Origin of the sequence: Bacillus cereus group sp. MYBKT111-2, from assembly GCF_051915205.1 — a bacterium.
In the GTDB taxonomy this organism is placed as follows: Bacteria; Bacillota; Bacilli; order Bacillales; family Bacillaceae_G; genus Bacillus_A; species Bacillus_A paranthracis.
Genome location: NZ_JBQAEG010000003.1, coordinates 88,108 through 104,786, shown reverse-complemented (window position 1 = coordinate 104,786; position 16,679 = coordinate 88,108). Strand labels below are relative to the sequence as shown.

Sequence of the window (16,679 nt, the reverse complement as noted above, 5' to 3'; positions counted from 1 at the left end):
AGGCTCTTTTTATGTGCTATGAAACTTCAAAATAGAACGATATTACATTAGTGGAATGTGTAATAAACGCCTATCTAATCACGAAAAAAAACGACTCCATTCACGTTTTTCAGGTTATCTGATGAATAGGTGGATTTTTGTGAAAAAAATGTTTATAAAAAGCCTTGAAATATTCTGAAAATTAAATTATTATTATCCATGTAAACTACTAAGTAATCGTTTACATGGATGAAATAAGGGTTTAAACAAAACTGAAGTAAACGATTTCTTGAAAATTTAGAAAGAGTGATGAAATGGCTAAGTCTACAATTAAAGATGTTGCATTGGAAGCGAATGTGTCTACAGCTACAGTATCTCGTGTGTTAAACGAAAGTGGATTTGTAAGTGACGACATTAAAGATCGTGTTCATTTAGCTGTGAAAAAATTGAATTATCAACCAAATGCGATTGCTAGAAGTTTAAAGCAAGATAAAACATACACGATTGGTGTTGTGATTCCGGATATTACAAACCATTATTACATGACAATTTCAAAGGCGATTGAAGATATTGTACAGCAAAAGGGCTATAACCTTATTTTCTGTAGTAGTCATGAAAATCCTAAAAAAGAGGATAAATTGTTGCAGCTACTAGTGGAACAACGGGTAGATGCGATTGTACTTGCTACTGCTGGAGGGTGTGAAGAAAGAGTAAGAAGTATTCATCAGGCTGGTGTACCAATTGTTTTAGTTGATCGGACTGTTGAGATTGGAGATTCAAAATTAGATTCAGTTGTAGAAAGTAATTTTGAAAGTGCTTATACATTAACGAGCTATCTTTTAAAACAAGGGCATCGATCGATTGGTCTTGTAAATGGATTGTTAAACGTTAGTACAGGTAAAGAGCGCTATGAAGGATTTCAAAAAGCTTTGGAAGAGTTTGGGGTTCAGGAAGATGAAAACTATACATTTAATAGCACGTTCACTAGAGAGGGCGGAATGAAAGCAGTCGATTATTTTCTTAATTTCACTGAGAAACCGTCAGCTATTCTAACCTTGAACAATGAAATGGCATTTGGTGCTCTTCTTGAATTAACGAAGAGAGGCTACTCAATACCAGATGACATAGTGATCGCTTCTTTCGGTGATGTGGAAGCAGCGCAATTATTACAATCACCTGGGATTATATCTGTAGCTCACAAACCATATGAAATGGGAGAAAGAGTAGGTGATATATTACTAAAACGTTTAAATAATGAAGAAGGCCCTTTTAATGAAATATTTAAACCTCAATTATTAATAGATGCACAAAGTATAGGTTGTTAAAACGTATTTTCATTAAGATGAAAGTCAGAAAGGAGATAGAAATGCTAAAAGGAATACCGAAAATAATTAGTCCAGATTTAATGAAAGTTCTTTTAGAAATGGGACATGGGGATGAGATTGTTTTAGCGGATGGCAATTTCCCTGCTGCCTCTTGCGGGATGAAGCTCATTCGATGTGAAGGTCATGGGGTTCTTGAAGTATTACAGGCAATTTTGCAATTCTTTCCGCTCGATACGTATAGTAATCATTCTGTTTCGTTAATGAAGGTTGTAAAGGGGGATCATGTATCCCCCTCCATTTGGGAAACGTATGATGCAACAATTAAAAAATATGATACTCATTTTGATGGTTTTGAGATGATTGACCGCTTTGCATTTTATGAGAGGGCAAAGAAGGCGTATGCAATTGTTGCAACGAGTGAAAGTGCTCTCTATGCCAATATGATTTTAAAAAAGGGCGTGGTTACGGATTAACGCATGATGAAACTAATATAGTATTTGAATAAAAAATTGATAGGGTAGTAGGTGATAGGATGAGTGAATTGCTACTGAAAATGGATGGAATTAGTAAAGCGTTCCCTGGGGTGCAAGCGCTTTCTAATGTGCGGTTTGAATTGAAAAAAGGCGAAGTTCACGCACTTTTGGGAGAGAATGGAGCCGGAAAATCTACATTAATGAAAATTTTAACAGGGATTTATCAAAGGGATACTGGAACGATTGCATACGAAGGAAGAGAAATCGAGGTTCCCGATACAAAAGCAGCACAAAGACTTGGAATCAGTATAATCCATCAGGAACTTAATTTAGCTCCGCATTTAACAGTTGCCCAAAATATTTTTATTGGAAGAGAACCTAAAGGGCTATTTAATCTTTTTTTGGATGAAAAAGAACTAAATAACAGAGCAAAAAAACTATTTGAAAGGTTAAACATTCATCTAGACCCAAGAGAATTGGTAGGCAATTTAACAGTTGCGAAACAACAAATGGTAGAAATATCTAAGGCTCTATCCTTTGATTCAAAAGTATTGATTATGGATGAGCCAACAGCAGCTTTAACGGATACTGAAATCGATGCATTATTTGTGATGATTCGGAAATTACGGGAGGACGGTGTAGGAATTGTTTATATTTCTCACCGTATGGAAGAGCTAAAGAAAATTACGGACCGTGTATCGATTATGCGAGACGGTACATATGTAGGAACGATGCATACAAAGGATGCAACGATTGAACAAATTATCTCGATGATGGTTGGACGGAAAATTGATAACAATCAAAAACCAGAAATGAAAGAGAGATCGAGAGAAAAGGTGTTTGAAGTAAAAAATTTAAAGAGAGGGAACACGATAAAGGATGTAAGTTTTGAACTGTATAAAGGGGAAATCGTTGGCTTTGCTGGATTGATGGGAGCTGGAAGAACAGAAGTAGCCCGTGCCATATTTGGGGCAGACCCACTAGATTCAGGGGAGATTTTTATTAAAGGAAAAAGACAGAATATTAAAAATCCTTCCGATGCAGTGCAACATGGGATTGGATATTTATCTGAGGATCGAAAACAGTTTGGCCTTTTAGTTGGGATGGATGTAAAAACAAATATTGCAATGGCATCGATGAAAGATTATGTGAAACCTTTCGGCTGGATGCATGTATCGAAAGTGGATCAACAATCTGAGGAATTAATTAAGAGGTTAAAAATAAAAACACCATCAGGTAATCAATTAGTGAAAAATCTTTCAGGAGGGAATCAGCAAAAAGTTGTTATAGGCAAGTGGTTGACTAGAGATTCAGATATCTTAATCTTTGATGAGCCTACTCGCGGGATTGATATTGGGGCAAAAGACGAAATTTATAAGTTACTACATGATTTAGCACAGCAAGGAAAATCTATTATTCTGATTTCTTCGGAACTTCCTGAAATTTTAAGAATCAGTCACCGTGTCATTGTCATGTGTGAAGGCAAAATAACAGGAGAATTGAAAAATGATGAAAAAGCATCGCAAGAAGCGATTATGACTCTTGCAACAAAACGTATTATGTAATGGATACTAACGGATGATAAAGGAGTGAACAAGAATGGAATTACAAAAGGTAGTCGAACTTCCAGTTGAAGGGAAGATGAGGAAAGGGATGAATACAAATGCTCTTCAGCAGCTTCTAGCATTTGCAAGTTTAATTGTACTTGTTGTCATTTTTTCAATTGCTTCAGCTAATTTTCTGCAATTTGATAATATTATAGGCATCTTTTTATCAACAGCTGTTACAGGCATCCTTGCTTTAGGGGCAACGATGATTATCGTTACAAGTGGAATTGATTTATCCTGTGGAACCGTACTAACCTTGTCTTCGGTTATGACAGGTGTGTTTGCTGTCAACTTAGGTTTACCAGTTTGGGTAGCTGTACTCGGGGGTATTTTAATAGGTGCCGTAGTAGGTTTAATTTCTGGAGCTGCAATTGCAAAATTGAAGATTCCGCCATTTATTGCAACGTTAGCGATGATGATGATCGCGAAAGGATTGGCACTTGTTATTTCGAAAGCCACTCCAATTTATTTCACTTCTATACCAAGCTTTAACAAAATTGCGATGGGTTCTATTATCCCTGGCTTTGCTATTCCGAATGCTGTTTTCATCTTTTTTGGAATGGCTATTTTCGCAAGCTTAATTTTAAATAAAACGATTATCGGAAGGTATACATTTGCACTAGGAAGCAATGAAGAAGCAACTAGGCTTTCAGGAGTGAATGTTGATAAGTGGAAAATCATTATCTACATGCTTGCAGGTGTTTTTACTGGTGTTGCAGGGATCATAATGGCATCTCGTCTAAATTCTGCCCAGCCAGCTTTAGGAGCGGGATATGAACTAGAAGCAATTGCAGCAGTCGTTATCGGAGGAACTTCTTTAAGTGGTGGTAAAGGAACAATTCTTGGTACGGTTATCGGTGCATTGATTATGAGTGTGTTAACAAATGGTCTTCAAATCCTTTCCGTACCGCAAGAGTGGCAAACAGTAGTTGTTGGAGCGGTTATCTTATTGGCAGTTTACGCAGATGTGTTACGAAACAAAAAAGCAAAGAATTAACTGCGATACTGTTTTTAAATAAAACAATATATAGGGGGAGTTTTGGATGAAAAAAGCAAAAAAGGGCATCGTTTTATCATCAATTCTCGCAATCTCAATGTTTATGGGAGCGTGTTCTTCAAATAATGCAAGCACGGGAAGTAAGGATAGTGATGCTCCTGCAAAAGATGACGGCAAGCGCTATGTTGCGATTATTTCAAAAGGTTTCCAGCATCAGTTTTGGCAGGCAGTTAAAAAAGGGGCTGAGCAAGCAGCAGATGAGTATAAGGTGAATATTACATTTGTAGGTCCTGAAACGGAAGCGCAGGTGGATAAACAAGTTGAAATGCTCCGTAGCACACTTGATAAAAAACCAGATGCTATTGGGTTTGCGGCATTAGACTCTAAGGCAGCCCTTCCTTTATTAGAACAAGCAAAAAACAAAAAAATCCCTGTTGTCGCATTTGACTCAGGTGTTGAGGGAGATATACCTGTTGCAACAGCAGCAACAGATAATAAGGCAGCGGCAGCTCTTGCAGCTGAGAAAATGGCTGGATTAATTGGTGAAAAAGGAGAAGTAGCAGTAGTTGCTCACGACCAGACAAGTAAAACAGGTGTTGAACGCCGAGATGGCTTTGTAAATACAATCAAATCAAAGTATCCGAACATCAAACTTGTCGATATTCAATATGGTAGCGGCGATCAATTAAAATCGACTGACGCTGCTAAGGCAATTATGCAAGCGCACCCAAATGTAAAAGGTATTTTCGGTACAAATGAAGGTTCTGCGATAGGGGTAGTAAATGCTGTTAAAGAATTGAACAAAAAGAGTGTAGTAGTAGTTGGCTTTGACTCTGGAAAACTACAAATTGATGCGATTAAGGGCGGAGTAATGGCAGGTGCGATTACGCAAAATCCAATTGGAATTGGTTACGAAACTGTTAAAGCAGCTGTTGAGAACCTAGATGGGAAACAAGTATCCAAAACAATTGACACTGGTTTCTATTGGTACGATAAAAAGAACATTGATGATCCAAAAATTAAGGAAGTTCTATATCAATAAAATCTAAATCGAAACTAGCGGTGCAAATAAGAGAGAAACTGAGGTGCATACTATTGTCGAGTGTAATAAATGATTTGAAATTATATGCAAATAAGATTGTCCAAACGGGTCTTGTAGTAGGAGCAGGTGGAAATTTAAGTATGAGAGACGGAAATATGATGTACATCTCTCCTAGCGGTTTTGATTTGCAAGAGATAGAAGACCACGAGTGGGTACGTGTCGATATTGAAACTGGTGAGATATTGGATGATTTAAAACCATCTTCTGAAATATTAATGCATCTGGAATGTTTTCGTAAACGTCCTGATATAACAGCTGTTTTACATGCTCATCCAAGTTATTCGGTAGGTGTATCATGTACTGGTCATACCATTCCGAGTCTATTCCCAGATTTTCCAGCAATGATCAAAAGCGTATCTTATCTTGAATATATGATTCCGACTACAGAAGTATTGGCTAACGCTGTATCAAATGTGATTGAAGAAAATGATGTAGTCGTAATGAGGAATCATGGAGTACTTACGGTTGGTAAAACAATGAAAGAAGCATATTTTCTCATGCAAATTCTAGAAGAAGCGGCCAAAGTATATACGATTGCATCGACGGTGGGCGTGCCAAGAATTTTGACAGAGGAAGAATGTCACGAATTAAGAAATCTATCTTCTGAGAAATATAGATTACAACTATTAAAAGATGCGGAGTAATTGAAGTGTTTCCGAGGGGTGTGAAGGAATGGAAAAAGTTTGGGCTTTTGATTTAGGTGCATCTAATGGGCGTTTAATGGTAAGTGGATTTGATGGGAAACGCCTTTATCTTGAAGAAGTTCACCGGTTCTCCAATCGCCCTATTTACGCAACTGGTCATTACTATTGGGATATTTTAAGGATCTTCCAAGAAATGAAGAATGGAATAGGGAAAAGTATTCAAAACGGTCATAAGTCGATCGAAAGTTTATCTATCGATACGTGGGGCGTTGATTTCGGACTTCTTTCTGCAACAGGAGAATTGCTTAGCAATCCTTATTCTTATAGAGATCCGCATACAAATGATAGTTTAAAAGAAATCACGGAAGTCATTCCGAGGGATGTTTTGTTCTCTCGAACGGGAGTCACGCCAGCAACAATTAATACGATCTGCCAGCTTTATACGATAAAAAAGAATAACCCAGATTTAATAGAAAAGGCAAAAACTCTATTATTAACACCAAACTTATTGAGTTATTTATTTTCCGGCGAAAAGGCGAATGAATATACGATTAGTACAACGACATCATTATTTCACATTCATGAGCATAATTGGGATACCGCCCTTATGACTAAGTTAAAGCTACCTAAAGAAATCATGGGAAATATTGTGATGCCAGGAACAACTCTCGGTCCGACACTTTCTTCCATTCATAACGAATTTGGCATGAAGCCTGTTAAAGTTATTGCTGGTGCAGGACATGATACAGCCTGTGCTCTTGCCGCATTACCTATAAAGTCGGAATATTCTGCTTTTATGAGTTGTGGTACATGGATCTTAATGGGAGTTCAAGTGAAGGATCCGGTCATTAATGAACAGGCTTTGGAATGGGGCTTTACAAATGAAGGAACGGCAGATGGCGAGTTTCGACTACTTAAAAATATTATGGGGTTATGGCTCATGCAAGAATGTAGGGGGACTTGGGCAAAAGAAGGCAAGCTTTTTACTTACGAAGAAGAAGAAACGTTGATTCGAAATACAAAGCCATTTGCACATTTCATAGATCCAGATAATCCTTCTTTCTTCAATCCGGAAAATATGCTAAAACAAATCCGAGATTTCTGTATAAAGAGTGGTCAACAGCCGCCTGAAACGGAAGGGAGTTTCCTCCGCTGTATTTTGGAGAGTCTTTCACTGAGGTACAGATGGGTGTTAGAGAAGCTGGAAGTGTTAACTGATAAGTCAATAGAAGTCATCCACATGGGCGGCGGTGGTATTCAGAATGATCTTTTTTGTCAATTTACCGCAAATGCGACTAACCGCCCTGTTGTAGCGGGTCCAGTTGAAGCGAGTGCGATTGGAAATTCATTATCGCAATGGATCGCGCTAGGAAAAATAAAGGATTTAAAGGAAGGTAGAGACATTGTTGAAAACTCGTTTCCTGTTAAACATTATCAACCTCAAAATCAATTAGAATGGCAGGAAGCATACGGCCGTTTTCTTGAAATAATCGATAACAATGTAGTAAGAAGGGAGCTTTAAAATGAAAACAGTTCATAATAGATTTTACAATACATTACCAAAAATCGGGATTAGACCAACAATTGATGGCAGAAGAAATGGTGTACGTGAATCTCTTGAAGATATGACGATGAATCTTGCAAAATCGGTAGCAAATTTATTAACTGAAAATTTACGTCATTACAATGGCGAGGCAGTAGAATGTGTCATCGCTGATACATGTATTGGCGGTGTGGCGGAAGCGGCCAAAGCGGCTGAAAAATTTGCGATAGAGGGAGTTGGTGTTTCTATTACTGTTACACCATGCTGGTGCTATGGTTCTGAAACGATGGATATGAATCCAGACATTCCAAAAGCAGTATGGGGATTTAATGGAACAGAACGTCCAGGGGCAGTGTATCTTGCAGCTGTCTTAGCTGCCCACAATCAAAAGGGTATTCCGGCTTTCGGCATATACGGGAAAGATGTGCAAGATTTAAGTGATACATCTATTCCTGAAGATGTGCAGGGAAAATTACTTCAATTTGCAAAGTCTGGTCTTGTCGTTGCTACTTTAAAAGGAAAATCGTATCTTTCGATGGGATCTGTATCTATGGGGATTGTCGGTAGTACTGTTAACCCCGAGTTTTTCCAAGATTATTTAGGAATGAGAAATGAATATATTGATATGACCGAATTTGTCAGAAGGATAGATGAAGAGATTTATGATAAGGAAGAATATGAAAGAGCTTTAAACTGGGTGAAGGAGTATTGCCCAGAAGGTCCAGATAATAATGCGGAAGAGATGCAACGATCAAGGGAGCAAAAGAATAAAGACTGGGAAACTAGCGTGAAAATGACGTTAATTGCAAGAGATCTCATGGTTGGAAATCCGAAACTAGAGGAACTTGGTTATGGTGAAGAAGCGCTAGGGCATAACGCGATTTCCGCAGGTTTCCAAGGCCAGCGTCAATGGACGGATCATTTCCCGAACGGTGATTTTATGGAGACGATTTTAAATTCCTCATTTGATTGGAACGGAATTCGCCCGCCATACATTATGGCTACTGAAAATGATAGTTTAAATGGAGTTACGATGCTATTTGGCCATTTATTAACAAATACAGCTCAAGTTTTTGCAGATGTAAGAACGTATTGGAGCCCAGAGGCAGTAGAACGCGTGACAGGGCATAAACCTGAAGGATTGGCGGAACATGGATTTATTCATATGATTAACTCCGGTTCAGCTGCACTTGACGGGACAGGACAACAAACGAAAGATGGAAAGCCTGCTATAAAACCATTTTGGGAAATTACAGAGGAAGAAGCGCAAAAATGTTTGGCAGCTACTTCCTGGCGACCAGCTTCAACAGGATATTTCCGCGGGGGCGGGTTCTCGAGCGATTTCTTAACAAAAGGAAATATGCCTGTAACAGCAGCTCGCCTCAACCTTGTGAAAGGATTAGGACCTGTTTTACAAATTGCAGAAGGCTATACGGTTGAAATACCAGAAGAGGTTCACGACGTATTGGATGGGAGAACAGATCCAACTTGGCCAACAACTTGGTTTGTGCCAAATTTAACGGGAGAAGGTGCCTTTCAAAATGTTTACACAGTAATGAATAATTGGGGTGCTAATCACTGTGTAATAAGCTACGGCCACATTGGCGGTGATTTAATTACTCTTGCTTCCATGCTCCGAATTCCTGTGAATATGCATAACGTCAAAGAAGAGGACATCTTCAGACCGAGTGCATGGGGGATGTTCGGAACAAAAGATCCAGAAGCTGCAGATTACCGTGCCTGCCAAAACTTTGGTCCATTATATCAGTAAGTGAAAACTCCCCCCTGATCGTACGTCGGGGGGTTACTATAGAGCATATTTTTTCGCATTGGAATGAAAGTGTAACAATTGTAGTGTTAAAAAAAATCGCAAGTAATAGGAAACTCTTGAACATACGGATACACACTATTTTCGTATCCGAAATAATAGAACAATAAAAAAACAACGGGGGTAAAAAGATGGTTAACAGTTTATGGAATGAAACAAAGGCATCACAATTATCGCAAGGAGTAGACGAATTAGTATATCGTTCAAATTTAATTGGAACAGACCGTGCTGTATGTAATTGGGGAGGCGGAAACACATCGGTAAAGACCTTTGAAAAAGATTTCCGCGGCCGAGATATAGAAGTGATGTGGGTTAAGGGAAGTGGATCCGATTTAGCAACGATGAAAGCACAAAATTTAACGGGTTTAAGAATGGAAGACATTCGCCTATTAATGGAGCGCGAAGAAATGTCAGATGAAGAAATGGTAGAGTATTTAGCTCATTGTATGATTGACAGTAAGCATCCACGTGCATCTATCGAAACATTATTACATGCTTTTTTACCTTTTAAACATGTGGATCATACACATCCAGATGCCATTATTAGTCTTTGCTGCGCACATAATGGAAGACAAATTGCGGAGGAGATTTACGGCAATCGTTTCGTTTGGGTTCCGTATGTGCGTCCTGGATTTACGTTATCTAAAATGATTGCAGAAGGTGTGAAAAATAATCCCAATGCTGAACTCGTGTTAATGGAAAAACATGGCCTAGTCGTTTGGGGAGATACGGCGAAGGAAAGCTATGAAAGAACAATTGCAGTTATTAATGAGGCAGAACAATACATCAATGAACGAGTGAATGAAAATACTGTATTCGGAGGTGAAAAATACGAAACACTCTCAGTAGAAGAGCGTAGAAGCATTCTTGCAAAAGTAATGCCGATTATTCGCGGGGCAGTGAGTGATGAGAAGAAAATGTTATTATCCTATGATGATACAGATGAAGTACTTCAATTTGTAAACAGCCACGATGCACGAGAGCTTTCGCAAGTTGGAGCAGCTTGTCCGGATCATTTAGTTCATACAAAGCGCAGTCCTCTTTATATTGATTGGGATCCGCAAACAAAAAACGTAGACGGATTAATAGAGAGTATTAAATCTGGTGTTACAAACTTTAAAGATGAGTATAAAGCTTACTTTGAACGTAACAAATACGAAGGAGACAAAATGTTTGAATCTGCACCTCGCGTTATTTTAATTCCTGGTATCGGTATGGTGAATACCGGTAAAAATGTGGTAATGTCAAAAGTAAGTGGTGCGCTGTATCATAGGGCAATTTCGGTAATGAAAGGTGCTACAACGCTCGGACGTTTCGTTTCTTTAAATGAAAATGAATCTTACAATGTGGAGTACTGGCCGCTAGAGCTGTATAAATTATCGTTAGCACCGGCTGAAGCGGAATTTTCTCGCAAAGTTGTGTTTATTACAGGTGGTGCTGGCGGAATTGGAAGTGAAACGGGACGCTGCCTCGTTTCAGAAGGTGCGCATGTCGTGCTTGCTGACTTGAATTTTGAAGGGGCAGAAAAAGTTGCGGCTGAAATTAACGAGAAGTACGGCGAAGGTCGTGCTACTGCTGTGAAAATGGATGTAACAAAAGAAGAAGAAGTAAAGGCGGCATTTGAGCAGGCAGCTCTTACTTACGGAGGCGTTGATAGTATCGTGAATAATGCAGGACTTGCGACGTCTAGTCCATTTGATGAAACGACACTTCAAGAATGGAATTTAAATATGAACGTACTTGGAACAGGCTACTTTTTAGTGGCACGTGAAGCGTTCAAGCAAATGAAACAGCAAGGAATTGGCGGGAATATGGTATTTGTCGGCTCGAAAAATTCTGTGTATGCCGGAAAAAATGCTTCGGCATACAGTTCTGTAAAAGCACTCGAAACGCATTTAGCGAGATGTATTGCAGCTGAAGGCGGTGAGTATGGCATACGTGTAAATTCAGTTCTTCCCGATGCGGTGTTGCAAGGGTCAGCTATTTGGGGTTCAAAGTGGCGCGAAGAACGTGCTGCAGCATATGGTATCGAACCTGATCAATTAGAGGAACATTACCGTAAACGTACAACATTATTAGTTAATATTTATTCGAGAGACATTGCTGAATCAATTGCTTTCTTTGCCTCCTCAAAGGCAGATAAAACAACGGGATGTATGATTACAGTTGATGGTGGTGTAACAGCAGCATTTACTAGATAACTATTACGTTTGTGAAAAGGTATTTCAAAAGAAGTATAAGAGGAAAATGTTTTTTGCCTCTTATACTTCCATATAAAAGAATAGCGAATTTCAAGGAGAGAATAGAAGAAGTCAATGTGCAGAAGGGGACATTTTACATTCGCTTTTCAAAAGGGGATGGAAATTTGAAACTGAGAAACGTATTAACAGGGGGATTGCTTTTTAGTACTTTATTATTTTCTTTAGGAAGCACTGGAGAGTTTAGTAAAGCAAAAGCAACAGCACCTATTACGATTGAAAATCCAAAACCAGAGGGAAAGAAACTATCACTTTGGTACAATGAGCCAGCAAAAGATTGGGAAAAACAAGCATTGCCAATCGGTAATGGCTATATGGGTGGAATGGTCTTTGGTGGAGTCCAACAAGAACGTATTCAGTTTAATGAAAAAACGCTTTGGACTGGCGGACCAAGCAGTACAAGTGAGTATACGTACGGGAATCGTGATGGGGCAGCGAGTCACTTAGGTAGCATTAGAGAAAAGTTATCAAAAGGTGATAAATCAGGAGCAGAAAGGGAATCTACGCAATTTCTCACAGGTCTCCAAAAAGGCTTTGGTTCCTATCAAAATTTCGGGGACATATACTTAGATTTTAATATGCCAGATGGGTCTTCATTTTCCAATTATCGCAGGGAATTAAATTTAAATGAGGGAATTTCTACGGTGTCCTATAACTATAAAGGTGTTCAATATAATAGGGAATATTTTGCAAGTTACCCTGATCGCGTTATGGTCATGCGTTTAACTGCTAGTGAATCGAAACAGCTTTCATTAGATGTTAGACCAACGAGTGCACAGGGAGGGCAAGTAACGTCCAAAGATAACAAAATCACGATAAAAGGACAAATAGCGAATAATGGAATGAAATATGAATCGGAATTTAAAGTACTAAATGAAGGCGGTACATTAACAGCAGAGAATGGGAAAATTAAAGTAGCAAATGCAGATAGTTTAACAATTATTATGACTGCAGCTACTGATTATGAAAATAAGTACCCGAATTATAAGGGGGAAGATCCACATCAAAAGGTTGAAAAAATTATGTCTGCTATTTCTAACAAGAGTTATGAGGTTTTAAAATATACACATATAAAAGACTATTACTCTTTATTTAATCGTGTTTCTTTAAATTTAGGAGGAGAAAAACCATCCGTTCCAACAAATGAATTACTAGCATCTTACAGTAAAGAAAACAGTAAGTATTTAGAAGAACTATTCTTCCAATATGGAAGATATTTGCTTATTTCTTCTTCAAGACCAGGAACGCTTCCTGCAAATTTACAAGGAGTATGGAATAATTCGAACACACCACCGTGGGAAAGTGATTATCATTTTAATATTAATCTCCAAATGAATTATTGGCCTGCAGAAGTGACAAATCTGTCTGAAACAGCTGAGCCATTAATGGATTATGTTGATTCATTGAGAGAACCGGGAAGGGTTTCAGCAGAAAAACATTTTGGTGTTACAGGCGGCGGGTGGACCGTTAACACGATGAATAATCCATTTGGATTTACTGCGCCTGGATGGGGATTAGGCTGGGGATGGGCACCTAGTGCGAATGCCTTTATTGGTCAAAACCTTTGGGAGCATTACAAGTTTACGGATGATAAACAATACTTACAAGAAAAGATTTATCCGATACTGAAAGAAGCGGCAGTGTTTCATAGTAAGTTTTTAGTAGAAGATCAAAATAAGAAGTTAGTTGTTTCTCCGTGCTGGTCTCCAGAGCTTGGTGGCATTTCTAATGGATGTGCCTTTGACCAACAGTTAGTATATGAATTGTTCTCTAATGTAATTGAAGCGAGTGAAGTTTTACAGGTTGATAATGTATTTCGGGATGAGTTAAAGGCGAAAAGGGATAAATTATTCCCGCCAATTCAAATTGGTAGATATGGTCAGGTGCAAGAGTGGAAGGACGATATAGATGATCCTGGTGAAACGCATAGGCATATATCCCAGTTAGTTGCGCTATATCCAGGAAGTATGATTAATCACAATACACCAGAATGGCTAGAGGCAGCTAAAGTTACTTTAAACCATCGTGGTGACGAGGGAACAGGCTGGAGTAAAGCGAATAAAATTAACCTATGGGCACGTTTGTTAGATGGTGACCATGCGTATAAAATCCTGCAAGGTCAACTGACAGGAAGTACGCTCAGCAACTTATTTGATACGCATCCGCCGTTTCAAATTGATGGGAATTTTGGCGCAACATCAGGAATTGCTGAAATGTTAATTCAAAGCCATACCGACTCTATTCAACTATTGCCTGCACTTCCGAAAGTTTGGAAGGACGGTTCTTATAAAGGATTAAGAGCACGCGGTGCATTTACGATTGATGCGGATTGGAAAAATGGCACGCCTACAGTTATTCAGGTGACTTCTGATCACGGAAACGATGTAAAGTTAAAAAGTCCAATGTTCAATACGCCGTTTACTGTGACAAAAGTTGGGACGAATACACCGGTGCCATTTACGAAGAATGGCGATACGATTTCATTTAAAACGGAAGCAGGTAAAAAGTATAAAATTGAGTCTATGCTTAGTTTCGATCTAGAATCTCCCAGCGGTGTAACAGCAGGAAATACAGTTAAGGTAAAGGCAAACTTATCAAACTTTGGTACGTTGAAATCTTCATCTGGAGAAGTGGTTGTAAAGGCTCCAGAGAGCTGGAATGTGAAGCCAATTAAAGTAGCTTTTGAAGGCGTTGAACCAGGGCAATCGAAAACAATTGAGGCAGATTTACCTGTCCCTATTGATGTAGTTGCTAATAAGTATTCCATTGAAGCGGAGGTAACTACAGATAGCGGGACGATTCGTAAATCCAATCAAATAGAAGTAACGCCAGCAGTAAAGCTAATTTCGGCAAATGTTGACCCACATCCAATTAGTAGTGAAGGTGGTTCGACTACATTAAAGGTAAAGGTCCAAAATGAAATAAAGGAAAAAGTGACACCTGGAAAAATTGAATTGCAATTACCAGAAGGCTGGAATGCACAGCCATTAGCGACAGACTTTCAATTACCGGCAGGAGGAGAGGAGACATATTCATTTGTTATAACTCCGCCATCCGAGTTTAAAGGAGTAAAAGAAGTTGGAGTTTCTGTAAAATTGGGGAATGCGGTGGTAACATCAACGAAAGTGCAAGTTGCTTCCGGCGGCATCTATCTTAGTGACATTTCATGGGTAAAAGCAACTGCTGGATGGGCAACGGTTCAAAAAGATAAAAGCACTGATAAAAACCCACTTTCATTACTTGGAACGACAGGACCGATTACGTACAAAAAAGGAATCGGAACGCATTCGAAGTCAGAAATTACGTACGACATATCAAATGCAACTTACAAACGATTTCATTCATACGTAGGAATCGACCAGGAGCCTGGTGGTAAAGGCGGTTCGGTCGTATTTAAAGTACTGCTTGATGGGGCAGAAGTATTTAATAGCGGTACAATGTACTATAATACGCCAGCAAAATTTGTTGATGTTGATCTTACTGGCAAGAAAGAATTAAAATTAGTCGTTGATGATGCAGGTAACGGTAATGGAAATGATCATGCGGACTGGGCGGATGCTTGGTTGAGTTATAAATAAAGATAGGTTAACAAATCTAAAATAAAAACGCTATTCTTTCTGTGAAATCGTAGGAGAGAATGGTGTTTTTTGTTTAATGAATGAAACCGATTTGCTTAAGAAATTCAAAGATTCTTAGTTTTAGTTATATATCTTTTTATTTTTGGTAGCTAAATGGATTTTTTGTATTTTAATATGTGTTGTTTAAATATGTAATTTCTGTATCCGTTAGTCTATAATTAAAAGGTGAGAATGGATATTTGAAGTGTAGGAGACAATTAATTTAAAGCTATCATTGTAGTTATATTAGGGGAGAGGGATAAATGAGTGTAAAGCTTCAACTAAGTTATGATAATGAACAAATTCAATTTTTTAATAAAGAATATGGAATAGTGGGATTTACGGATTATACACCTACGATATGGAAAGACCTTTCAAAAGTTAATTGGTATGTGGATGAAAAAATGTTTGTAGATCATAAAAAAACATACATTTATACTGGCTCGGGCCATTTTGGAGCAAGAAGAGATTTGCATCAAATTGTAATGAAATTGTGGTATGGTGACGAAGCGATAGAAACGGCTTACGCTAAGAAGTATATAATTGAGCATCATAACAATAACGCCTTTGATTGTAAAATTCAAAACCTGTCTTTTGCTTCTAATGACCTCAATTTGACTAAAGCTCATTCTTTTGATAAAAACCAACCAAAATTAATACGGAAAGCAGCTTTAAATTTTTATAAAGATTTTAAGACGCAAAAGTACCAAATAACAATTATTTGTACAGATGATTTTATGATAATTCAAGATGGAAAAGCAATACAGATTGAACGGTGCTATCTTACATATGAAGATAACTTTAGAGTTGTATATACAGATGCTAATAGAATTGTAGATGAACTCTTGGAAGTAGGGAATATTAACTTTAAATTACTTTCTTTTAAAGAATTTTCATATAAAGAAGCAGAATTTTATGTTCCTGAAAATGGACAAGTAGTAGGAGGAATATGGTTCCTTGAGGATGAAGAAGGTAATCCTATTATGGTTGCTGGAGAAGATGTAAAAGGGAGATTTTGTTTTAATAGTACACCACCAAATCCAAAATTATATAAAAAAGAAAATAAATAATGAATTATCTAGGGAGTATCTTTAGCAAGTAGATATGGTATCTATATTGATTCCAATATAGATAAAACTTTTATTGTTAAGATAATCTTTTTTAATTAAGCAAGAAATATGATTAGAGTTGTATAAAGAAAACATGGTGTTTTAATCATAAAAAATAAATGGTTCTTTTATTTATAGTGTTAGAAATGGTAGAGAATTTTTAGATTTTATGCTGTTAAACTAAAGTAATAATATAA

General features: G+C 37.9%; 11 protein-coding genes. All 11 read left to right on the top strand.

Going from position 1 to position 16,679, the window contains the following annotated elements:
• Window positions 1-293: 293 nt before the first annotated feature.
• The 11 genes from ACTFNE_RS09300 (at window position 294) to ACTFNE_RS09250 (ending at window position 16,443) form a co-directional block, all read left to right on the top strand.
• The gene (locus ACTFNE_RS09300; RefSeq protein ID WP_046199558.1) at window positions 294-1,304 is read left to right on the top strand and encodes a LacI family DNA-binding transcriptional regulator; all 1,011 of its coding nucleotides are present in this window, start codon (window positions 294-296) and stop codon (window positions 1,302-1,304) included.
• Window positions 1,305-1,345: 41 nt separating this feature from the next.
• Window positions 1,346-1,777: an L-fucose mutarotase gene (fucU, locus tag ACTFNE_RS09295; RefSeq protein ID WP_270706103.1), complete on the top strand. Its 432-nt coding sequence runs from the start codon at window positions 1,346-1,348 to the stop codon at window positions 1,775-1,777.
• Window positions 1,778-1,836: 59 nt separating this feature from the next.
• The gene (locus ACTFNE_RS09290) at window positions 1,837-3,342 is read left to right on the top strand and encodes a sugar ABC transporter ATP-binding protein (RefSeq protein ID WP_046199557.1); all 1,506 of its coding nucleotides are present in this window, start codon (window positions 1,837-1,839) and stop codon (window positions 3,340-3,342) included.
• Window positions 3,343-3,376: 34 nt separating this feature from the next.
• The gene (locus ACTFNE_RS09285; RefSeq protein ID WP_270706104.1) at window positions 3,377-4,381 is read left to right on the top strand and encodes an ABC transporter permease; all 1,005 of its coding nucleotides are present in this window, start codon (window positions 3,377-3,379) and stop codon (window positions 4,379-4,381) included.
• 46 nt (window positions 4,382-4,427) lie between these two features.
• Window positions 4,428-5,423, top strand: coding sequence for an ABC transporter substrate-binding protein (locus ACTFNE_RS09280; RefSeq protein ID WP_000709392.1), 996 nt, complete (start codon window positions 4,428-4,430; stop codon window positions 5,421-5,423).
• Window positions 5,424-5,476: 53 nt separating this feature from the next.
• Window positions 5,477-6,127: a class II aldolase/adducin family protein gene (locus tag ACTFNE_RS09275; RefSeq protein WP_270706105.1), complete on the top strand. Its 651-nt coding sequence runs from the start codon at window positions 5,477-5,479 to the stop codon at window positions 6,125-6,127.
• A gap of 28 nt (window positions 6,128-6,155) precedes the next feature.
• Window positions 6,156-7,649, top strand: a complete 1,494-nt coding sequence (locus tag ACTFNE_RS09270; protein ID WP_270706106.1) for a rhamnulokinase — start codon at window positions 6,156-6,158, stop codon at window positions 7,647-7,649.
• 1 nt (window position 7,650) lies between these two features.
• Window positions 7,651-9,441 carry an L-fucose isomerase gene (locus tag ACTFNE_RS09265; RefSeq protein WP_270706107.1) on the top strand — a complete coding sequence of 597 codons (1,791 nt, stop codon included), beginning with the start codon at window positions 7,651-7,653 and terminating at the stop codon, window positions 9,439-9,441.
• Between the two features lie 188 nt (window positions 9,442-9,629).
• On the top strand, window positions 9,630-11,699 hold the full coding sequence (locus tag ACTFNE_RS09260; RefSeq protein WP_270706108.1) for a bifunctional aldolase/short-chain dehydrogenase: 2,070 nt from the start codon (window positions 9,630-9,632) through the stop codon (window positions 11,697-11,699).
• 164 nt (window positions 11,700-11,863) lie between these two features.
• Window positions 11,864-15,334: a glycosyl hydrolase family 95 catalytic domain-containing protein gene (locus tag ACTFNE_RS09255; RefSeq protein WP_270706109.1), complete on the top strand. Its 3,471-nt coding sequence runs from the start codon at window positions 11,864-11,866 to the stop codon at window positions 15,332-15,334.
• A gap of 302 nt (window positions 15,335-15,636) precedes the next feature.
• Complete coding sequence (locus ACTFNE_RS09250) at window positions 15,637-16,443, top strand: hypothetical protein (RefSeq protein ID WP_113759987.1); 807 nt, start codon at window positions 15,637-15,639, stop codon at window positions 16,441-16,443.
• The last annotated feature ends 236 nt before the right edge of the window (window positions 16,444-16,679 follow it).

Bases quoted from the DNA above. Each gene is read 5' to 3' on its own strand.
- ACTFNE_RS09250 (WP_113759987.1), top strand. From the start codon at position 15,637: ATGAGTGTAAAGCTTCAACTAAGTTATGATAATGAACAAATTCAATTT.
- ACTFNE_RS09260 (WP_270706108.1), top strand. From the start codon at position 9,630: ATGGTTAACAGTTTATGGAATGAAACAAAGGCATCACAATTATCGCAA.
- ACTFNE_RS09285 (WP_270706104.1), top strand. From the start codon at position 3,377: ATGGAATTACAAAAGGTAGTCGAACTTCCAGTTGAAGGGAAGATGAGG.
- ACTFNE_RS09270 (WP_270706106.1), top strand. From the start codon at position 6,156: ATGGAAAAAGTTTGGGCTTTTGATTTAGGTGCATCTAATGGGCGTTTA.
- ACTFNE_RS09290 (WP_046199557.1), top strand. From the start codon at position 1,837: ATGAGTGAATTGCTACTGAAAATGGATGGAATTAGTAAAGCGTTCCCT.
- ACTFNE_RS09300 (WP_046199558.1), top strand. From the start codon at position 294: ATGGCTAAGTCTACAATTAAAGATGTTGCATTGGAAGCGAATGTGTCT.
- ACTFNE_RS09280 (WP_000709392.1), top strand. From the start codon at position 4,428: ATGAAAAAAGCAAAAAAGGGCATCGTTTTATCATCAATTCTCGCAATC.
- ACTFNE_RS09265 (WP_270706107.1), top strand. From the start codon at position 7,651: ATGAAAACAGTTCATAATAGATTTTACAATACATTACCAAAAATCGGG.
- fucU (WP_270706103.1), top strand. From the start codon at position 1,346: ATGCTAAAAGGAATACCGAAAATAATTAGTCCAGATTTAATGAAAGTT.